Raw genomic sequence first — 9493 nt, 5'->3', positions numbered from 1 at the left:
CGGACTTCCTCTCCGGTCACTCCATCGGTGAGATCGCGGCGGCGCATTGTGCGGGTGTGCTGTCACTGGAGGACGCCTGCACGCTGGTGGCTGCGCGTGGCCGGCTGATGCAGGAGCTGCCGTCCGGTGGTGCGATGGTTGCGGTGCAGGCGACCGAGGACGAGGTCACCCCGTACCTGACGGATGTGGTGAGCATCGCCGCGGTCAACGGTCCCACCTCCGTGGTGGTCGCCGGTGACGAGGACGCCGTACTGGGCATTGCCGCTTCCTTCGAGGAGCAGGGTCGGAAGATCAAGCGTCTGACGGTCAGCCACGCCTTCCACTCGCCGCACATGGACGGCATGCTGGAGGCCTTCCGCCGGGTTGCCGAAAGCCTGACCTACGAGGCCCCGCGCATCCCGGTCGTCTGCAACCTCACCGGTACCCTCGCCGCCGCGGACGAGCTCACCGACCCCGACTTCTGGGTCCGCCATGTGCGTGAAGCGGTCCGTTTCCACGACGGCATCCGCACCCTCGAAACCCAGAACGTCACCACGTTCATCGAGCTCGGCCCCGACGGCGTCCTGTCCGCGATGGCGCAGGACTGCGTCACCGGCGACGGTGACCACGCCTTCGTGCCGACCCTCCGGGCGAACCGTCCCGAACCCGAGGCCCTGACCACCGCCCTCGCGCAGGCGCAGGTGCGTGGCGTCGGCATCGACTGGGAGGCCCATTTCGCGGGTACCGGCGCAGGGCGGGTCGAGCTGCCGACGTATGCGTTCCAGCACCGGCACTACTGGCTGGCACCCGGTTCCCGAGCCGGTGACGTGACCGCCGCCGGTCTGGAGAAGGCCGGTCACGCGCTGCTGAGTGCCGCGGTACCCGTGGCCGGTGCCGACGCGTATGTGTTCACCGGCCGGTTGTCCCCGCAGACCCATCCTTCGCTGAACCAGTACAGGCTCGCCGGGAACGCCGTGCTGCCCGGTGCGGCGTACGTCGAACTGGCCCTCCACGCAGGCGACCAGGTTGGTTGCGACCACCTGGTGGAGCTGACGCTCCACGAACCGTTGATCGTGCCGGCGCAGGGTGCGGTGCGGGTCCAGGTCGTGGTGGACTCCGCCGGTGAGGGCGGACGGCGGACTTTCACCGTCTCCTCGCACGGCGGACGGCTCGACGGGGACGGCGACGTACCGTGGAGGCGCCATGCCACCGGCGTACTCGACACGGCGGCGCCGGGGCCGGCGTTCACGCTGACGGAATGGCCGCCGGCCGATGCACAGGGCGTCGAAGCCGGCGCTCTGTACGAGGATTACGAGGCGGCCGGCCTCGAGTGCGGACCGCTGTACCAAGGGGTGCGTGCCGTCTGGCGGCGCGGGGACGAGCTCTGCGCCGACGTGCGGCTTCCCGAGGGCGCGGACACGACCGGCTTCGCCCTGCACCCCGCGCTGCTGGAGGCAGCCGCGCACCTCGCCGCGGCGTGCGGCTCCGGAGCCCCGCTCGTACCGGCGGTCTGGCACGGCGTCGCGCTGTACGCGGTGGGCGCCACGGAGGTGCGGATGCGGCTCACACCCGCAGCGAGCGGCACCTTCCTGCTGGAGGCAGCCGATGCCACCGGTGCTCCGGTGGCCCGCGTCGACCGCCTCACCCTGCGTCCGGCGGCGGAAACCGTCCCGGCCGACGGCGCGCGTGCCACCGGTCTGGCGCCCCTGTTCGAGCCGGTCTGGTCCGAGGCCGTCGCCCCCGACGCCGAGCCGGTCTCCACCGCGCTGGTCGCGGCACACCCGCTAGAAACGGCCGACCCGGCCATGGAGCGGTACGACGACCTGGCCGCGCTCGCCGCGGCCGCCGACGCAGGCACGACCGTCCCGGACGTGATCCTCGTGTCCTGCCCGCCCCCGGCATCCGGCGATCCGCAGCCGCATGCGGAGCACACCACGCGGGCGGCACAGGCCCCGCAGGCCGCGCACGCCGCGGCCCAGTGGGCGCTCGCCCTGGCCCAGGCGTGGCTGGCGGACGAACGCTTCGCCGGCTCGCGCCTGGCCTTCGTCACGCGCGGCGCTGTGGCCACGGCCGACGAGGACGTCACCGACCTGGCCGGTGCCTGTGTCTGGGGCCTGGTGCGCTCCGCGGAGACCGAGAACCCCGGACGGTTCCTCCTGGTCGACCTGGACGCCGAGGACCCCACGGGCACCGTGCCCGCCGAGGCGCTGATGTGCACGGAGCCGGAACTGGCCGTGCGCGGCGGCAGACTGCTCGCCCCGCGGCTGATCCGTGTGGCGGCCGGAGCGGAGCGGCAGCCCCGCTTGATCGACCCGCAGGGCACGGTGCTGGTGACGGGCGGAACCGGCACGCTCGGTGCGCTGTGCGCCCGGCACCTGGTGACGGAACACGGTGTACGGCATCTGCTGCTGGCCGGCCGCCGGGGGCTCGCTGCCGACGGCGCCGAGGAACTGGCCGCCGAGCTCGCCGAGTTGGGCGCCGAGGTGAACGTGGCCGCCTGCGACGCGGCCGACCGTGAGGCGCTGGCCGCCCTGCTGGCCTCCGTACCCGTCGAGCACCCGTTGACCGCCGTGGTGCACACCGCGGGCGTGCTCGACGACGGCGTGCTCCCGTCGCTGACGCCCGATCGCCTCGAGCGAGTGCTGCGGCCCAAGGTGGACGCCGCCTGGCATCTGCACGACCTCACCCGCGACCTGGACCTGTCGGCATTCGTGCTGTTCTCGGCGGCCGCAGGAGTCCTCGGCAGCCCCGGACAGGCCAACTACGCCGCGGCCAACGCGTACCTCGACGCGTTGGCCCGGCACCGGAGCGCCCAGGGCCAGACGGCGATCTCGCTGGCCTGGGGCCTGTGGGCCGAGGCCAGCGGAATCACCGGTGGTCTGGACGAGGCCGACCTGCGGCGCATGGCACGGGCCGGCATGGGCGCGCTCTCCTCGGCGGAGGGCATGGCCCTGTTCGACAGGGCCCTGCGCAGTGAGCGATCCGTTCTCCTCCCCGCCCGCCTGGACCTCGCGGCGATACGCGACGCAGCGGCCGGCACCGGATCGGTCCCCCCCGTGTTCCGTACGCTGATCCGTGCCCCTCGGCGGCGTGGTGCCGGGACGGCGGCCGACGGCGGCTCGGCGCTGGCCGGCCGACTGCGCGGACTGCTCCCCGCCGACCAGGAGCGGACTCTGCTGGAGCTCGTGCGCACCCATGTGGCGGCCGTGCTGGGCCACTCCGGACCGGAGTCGGTGGAGCCGGCACGGGCGTTCAAGGATGTGGGCTTCGACTCCCTCACCGGCGTGGACCTGCGCAACCGGCTGAACACGGCGACCGGACTGCGGCTGCCGACCACGCTCGTCTTCGACTACCCCAACGCCTCGGCGCTCGCCCGCCATCTGCGCGACACGCTCCTCGGTACCGGGAACGCGACCGGCGCCGCTGTCGAGGCCGTACCGCTCGCGGGCCGTGCCGGTGGTGACGATCCCATCGCTGTCGTGGCCATGAGCTGTCGCTACCCCGGTGGCGTGGCCTCGCCCGAAGAGCTCTGGCAACTGCTGGAGTCGGGGAGCGACGCCATCTCCGGCTTCCCCGTCGACCGCGGCTGGGACGCGGGCGCGGCTTCGTACGCGCCGGACGGCGGCCCCGCCCGGGCGGGAGGCTTCCTGCACGACGCGGACCGGTTCGACGCGGCGTTCTTCGGCATCAGCCCGCGCGAGGCGCTGGCGATGGACCCGCAGCAGCGGCTGCTCCTCGAGACCTCCTGGGAGGCCTTCGAACGCGCCGGGATCGACCCCGGCGCGCTGCGGGGCTCCCGCACCGGCGTGTTCGTCGGCGCCGCGTACAGCGGTTACGACACCGGACTCGACGACATGGCGGACACCGTCGCCGGCCACGTGATGACCGGCAATGCGAGCAGCGTCATATCCGGCCGGGTCGCCTACGTCCTCGGTCTCGAAGGCCCCGCCGTGACGGTGGACACGGCGTGCTCCTCCTCGCTGGTCGCCCTGCACTGGGCGATCCAGGCCCTGCGCAACGGCGAGTGCGCGCTCGCCCTGGCCGGCGGCGTCACCGTGATGTCGACGCCCGGCACGTTCGCCGAGTTCAGCCGGCAGGGTGGCCTGTCGGCCGACGGCCGCTGCAAGGCGTTCGCGGCGGGTGCGGACGGCACCGGCTGGGGTGAGGGCGTGGGCATGCTCCTGGTGGAGCGGCTGTCCGATGCCCGCCGTAACGGTCACCCGGTGCTGGCGGTGGTCCGTGGCTCGGCGGTGAACCAGGATGGTGCGAGCAATGGTCTGACGGCGCCGAACGGTCCCTCCCAGCAGCGGGTGATCCGTCAGGCGCTGGCCTCGGCGGGTCTGTCGGCGTCGGACGTGGATGCGGTGGAGGCGCACGGTACGGGTACGACGCTCGGTGACCCGATCGAGGCACAGGCGCTGCTGGCCACCTACGGGCAGGAGCGTGGCGAGGACCGACCGCTGTTGCTCGGCTCCATCAAGTCGAACATCGGTCACACCCAGGCTGCCGCAGGCGTCGCGGGCATCATCAAGATGGTGATGGCGATGCGCCACGGTGTGCTGCCGCGGACCCTGCACGTGGACGAGCCGACGCCGCACGTGGACTGGTCGGCGGGCGAGGTGTCGCTGCTGACCGAGGCGCGGGAGTGGCCGGAGACCGGCCGCCCTCGCCGGGCGGGTGTGTCGTCCTTCGGTATCAGTGGCACCAACGCCCACACCATCATCGAGCAGGCGCCCGAGGTGGAGGCGGAGGCCGGGACGCTGCCGGGTGCGGTGTTGCCGGTGCTGCCCTTCGTGCTGTCGGCCGGCAGCGGGCAGGCACTGCGTGAGCAGGCCGAGCGGCTGCACGGGCAGCTTGCCGCGCAGCCGGGGCTGCGCCCGCTGGACGTCGCCTATTCCCTGGCCACGGGTCGTGCCGCGCTGGAGCAGCGGGCCGTACTGGTCGTCGATGCCGATCACGAGGAGGCGCTCGCGCGGCAACTGCATGCCTTGGCCGACGGCGAGCCACCGGCGGGCACCGCGCAGGATGTGACGACGGAGGGCAAACTGGCGTTCCTGTTCACCGGTCAGGGCAGCCAGCGCCTGGGCATGGGCAGGGAACTCCACGACACCTACCCGGTCTTCGCCCAGGCGTTCGACGAGGTGTGCCAGGGGCTCGACCCCGCCCTGAAGGACGTACTGTTCGGTGAGCAGGGCGACCTGATCGACCAGACGGCATACGCACAGCCGGCCCTGTTCGCGATCGAGGTCGCACTCTTCCGGTTGCTGCAGGCCTGGGGTCTGCAGCCGGACTTCCTGGCGGGCCACTCCATCGGCGAGCTGGCCGCGGCGCACTGCGCCGGTGTGCTGTCCCTGGAGGACGCCTGCACTCTGGTGTCCGCCCGGGCGCGCCTGATGCAGCAACTGCCCGACCGTGGCGCCATGGTGGCCGTCCAGGCCACCGAGGACCAGGTCACGCCGTATCTGACCGACCAGGTCGGCATCGCGGCCGTCAACGGCCCCACTTCGGTGGTCATCGCGGGCGAGGAGAGTGAGGTGTCGCGGATCGCGTCCGCTCTCGCCGGACATGGGGTGAAGACCAAGCGCCTCGCGGTCAGCCACGCCTTCCACTCGCCGCTCATGGAGGGCATGCTGGCCGACTTCCGGAAGGTCGCCGAGGGACTCGTCTACCGCCCGCCGGCCACGCCGGTCGTCTCGTGTCTCACCGGAGCCGTGGTGGGCCCCGGCGAAATGGACACACCCGAGTTCTGGGTTCGGCATGTCCGCGAGGCGGTGCGGTTCCTGGACGGCGTGCGGGCGCTCCGGGCGCAGCAGGTCACCACGTTCGTCGAACTCGGCCCGGACGGGGTGCTCTCGGCGCTGGTCCAGGACTGCCTCGACGGCTCCGACGCCGTGTGCCTGCCCGTCCTGCGCAGGGGACGGCCGGAGGCCCGGACGCTGACCACCGCACTGGGCCGCGCCCACACGCGCGGCGCACACCTCGACTGGCAGGCGTACTTCGCGGGGACCGGCGCCCGACGCGTCGACCTGCCCACCTACGCCTTCCAGCGCCGGCGGTTCTGGCCCGAAGCGCCCGAAGCGTCCGAAGGGCCCGAAGCGGCCGTGGGAACACCAGGCGGGGGCGCCCCGGACGCCGTGGACGAGCGTTTCTGGGCGGCGGTCGAACGCGAAGACCTGAGCGAACTCGGCGCCGAACTGGCCGTGGACGCGGACCAGCCGCTCCGCGCCGTACTCCCGGCGCTGGCGTCGTGGCACCGGCAGCAGCGCGAACGCTCCACCGTGGCGGAGCGCCGCTACCGCGTCGTGTGGAAGCGGCGGTCGGAGACGCAGGACCGTCCCGAGTCAGCGGCCCCGCGCACGGCCGGGACCTGGCTGACCATCGTGCCGACCGCACTGTCCGAAGACTCCTGGATCGGCAGCCTCACCAGTGCACTGGAGCGCGCCGGGGCCGGCATCGTGCGTGTCCCCGTCGGCGGGCCGGACGAGGACGCCGGGGCGCTGGCCGAGCGGCTGCGGCGAGCGGCCGCCGACGTGCCCGACGCCGCACCCGTCACCGGTGTGCTCTCCCTGCTCGCGCTGGACGAGCAGCCGCATCCCCGGCACCCCGCGGTCCCTGCCGGACTGGCGCTGACCGCCGCCGTGACACAGGCCCTCCCGTCGGCCGGCATCGGCGCGCCGCTGTGGTGCGTCACCCGCGGCGCGGTCTCGGTGGACGCCGGCGACCCGCTGCTCAGCGCCCTCCAGGCCCAGATCGCCGGTCTGGGCCGGGTCACGGCGCTGGAGGAGCCCGAGCACTGGGGCGGACTGGTCGACCTCCCGGAGACCGTCGACGAGCGGACCGCCGACCGGCTGGTCGGCGTTCTCACCGCCGGCGGCGGTGAGGACCAGGTGGCGGTCCGGCCCTCCGGCACCTACCTGCGCCGGCTCGAACGCGCACCCCTGGACACCACCGGTCCCGCCGGCTCCTGGACACCGCGCGGCACGGTGCTGGTCACGGGCGGCACGGGCGCACTCGGTGCCCACGTCGCCCGCTGGCTGGCCCGCAACGGCGCCGACCGGCTGGTGCTGCTCAGCCGCCGCGGAGCCGACGCCCCGGGCGCGACCCGACTGACCGCCGAACTGTCCGGCCTGGGTGCCGAGGTGACGGTCGCGGCCTGCGACGTGGCCGACCGGTCCGCGCTCCAGGCCCTCGTCGGCAAGCTCGCCGCGGACGGCGCGCCGGTGCGGGCGGTCGTGCACGCCGCGGGCGTGTCGCAGCCCCCGGGCACCGCGACGGCCCTGCCGGAGTTCGCGGAGGTGGTCGCCGCCAAGACCACAGGCGCCGTACACCTGGACGCCCTCTTCCAGGACGACACGCTGGACGCCTTCGTGCTGTTCTCGTCGATCGCCGGCGTGTGGGGCAGCGGTGGACAGGGCGCCTACGCCGCGGCCAACGCCTTCCTCGACGCGCTCGCCGAGCAGCGCCGGGCGCGCGGACTGGCGGCGACCGCCATCGCCTGGGGCCCCTGGGCGGACGGCGGCATGGCCGCCGAAGGGGACGCGGAGGAACAGCTGCGCCGCCGAGGACTGCCGCCCATGGCACCGGAGACCAACCTGGCGGCACTGCGCGAGGCCGTCGGCGCCCCCGAGGCCACCGTGACCGTCGCCGACGTGGACTGGACACGCTTCGCACCGGCCTTCACCGCCGCACGTCCCCGCCCGCTCATCGCGGACCTGCCGGAGGTACGCGCGGCCCTGCGCGGCGACGGCGACGGCACACCCGGCGACCCGGCGGGCGAAGCCCCCGCTCTGCGCGAGCAGCTGGCCGGGCTCGACACGAACGACCGTACGACGCTGCTGCTCGACCTGGTACGCACACATGCCGCGTTCGCCCTGGGGCACGATTCGCCCGATGCCGTCGAGGCCGGCCGTGCCTTCAAGGAACTGGGCTTCGACTCCCTGACCGCCGTCGAGCTCCGCGATCGGCTCAGGACCGCCACCGGACTCTCCCTGCCCGCCACCCTGGTGTTCGACTACCCGAACCCCGCCGCGCTCGCCCGGCACCTGCTGGCCGCGCTGCTGCCCGACGGCGGCACCGGCCCCGCACCGGACGGCGACCCGCAGGAGGCCGAGCTGCGCGGGAAGCTCGCGGCCCTCCCGCTCAGCCGCATCCGGGAGGCGGGCCTGCTGGAGGCACTGCTGGAACTCGCCGACCCCCAGCCGACCCCAGCCACCGACGACGGCGATCAGGGGTTGTCCCCCGACGACATCGACGGGCTGGACGTGCAGCATCTGATCGATATGGCGCTCGACAGCAACCAGCCCTGACGCGCCCGAAGTGCGGAGTACAAGATGACAACCCCCAACGAAAAGATCGTTGAAGCGCTACGGGCCTCGCTCAAGGAAACCGAGCGGTTGCGTCGACAGAACCAGCAGCTCACCGCGGCATCCCGGGAACCGATCGCGATCGTCGGCATGAGCTGCCGGTTCCCCGGAGGGGTACGGTCGCCGGAGGAGCTGTGGCGGCTGGTGGCCGACGGCCAGGACGCCGTCTCCGGCTTCCCCACGGACCGCGGCTGGGACGTCGAGTCGCTGTACGACCCCGACCCCGAGAACGAAGGCACCTCCTACGCGCGCGAGGGCGGCTTCCTGCACGACGCCGCCCAGTTCGATCCGGACTTCTTCGGGATCTCGCCGCGTGAGGCGCTGGCCATGGACCCGCAGCAGCGGATCCTGCTGGAGGCGTCCTGGGAGGTGTTCGAGAGCGCCGGCATCGACCCCTCCGCCGCGCGGGGCAGCAGGACCGGCGTGTTCATCGGCGCGTCCTCCCAGGCCTACGGCGCCGGCCAGTACGACCTGCCGGACGGCGTCGAGGGCCACCTCCTCACCGGCACCGCGTCCAGCGTGGTATCCGGCCGCATCGCCTACGCCTTCGGCCTGGAGGGGCCGGCGGCCACCATCGACACCGCCTGCTCGTCGTCCTCCGTCGCCCTCCACCTCGCCGTGCAGGCACTGCGCCAGAACGAGTGCTCCCTGGCGCTCGCCGGCGGCGTGACCGTACTGGCCACCCCCGATGTGTTCGTGGAGTTCAGCCGGCAGCGGGGGCTGTCCGCCGACGGCCGCTGCAAGTCGTTCGCCGCGGCGGCGGACGGCACCGGCTGGTCCGAGGGCGTGGGCGTGCTGCTCGTCGAGCGACTGTCCGACGCCCGCCGCAACGGCCACCGGGTGCTGGCGCTCGTCGCCGGTTCCGCCGTCAACCAGGACGGCGCCAGCAACGGCCTGACCGCACCCAACGGACCCGCACAGCAGCGTGTCATCCGCCAGGCACTGGAGAACGCCCGCCTGACGGCCGACCAGATCGACGCGGTGGAGGCGCACGGCACCGGAACCCGGCTGGGCGACCCGATCGAGGCGCAGGCGCTGCTGGCCACCTACGGGCAGGAGCGTCCCGAGGACCGGCCGCTCTGGCTGGGCTCGCTGAAGTCCAACATCGGACACACCCAGAACGCCGCGGGCGTCGCCGGAATCATCAAGAC

The 9493-nt window shown here is 73.4% G+C and carries 2 protein-coding genes; both read left to right on the top strand.

All coding sequences use genetic code 11. The annotated features are described in order from the left end of the window. Nucleotides 1-8285 (top strand): type I polyketide synthase (locus LMU33_RS40470; RefSeq protein ID WP_228627058.1); only part of this gene is annotated, 8285 nt, incomplete at its 5' end. A gap of 45 nt (nucleotides 8286-8330) precedes the next feature. Then, nucleotides 8331-9493, top strand: a 1163-nt coding sequence (locus LMU33_RS40465; protein ID WP_372478160.1) for a beta-ketoacyl synthase N-terminal-like domain-containing protein, incomplete at its 3' end; no start/stop codon positions are given.

Origin of the sequence: Streptomyces barringtoniae (assembly GCF_020819595.1) — a bacterium.
Classification (GTDB): domain Bacteria; phylum Actinomycetota; class Actinomycetes; order Streptomycetales; family Streptomycetaceae; genus Streptomyces; species Streptomyces barringtoniae.
The sequence above is the reverse complement of the archived record's forward strand: the minus strand, read 5'-3'. Positions and strand labels throughout refer to the sequence as shown.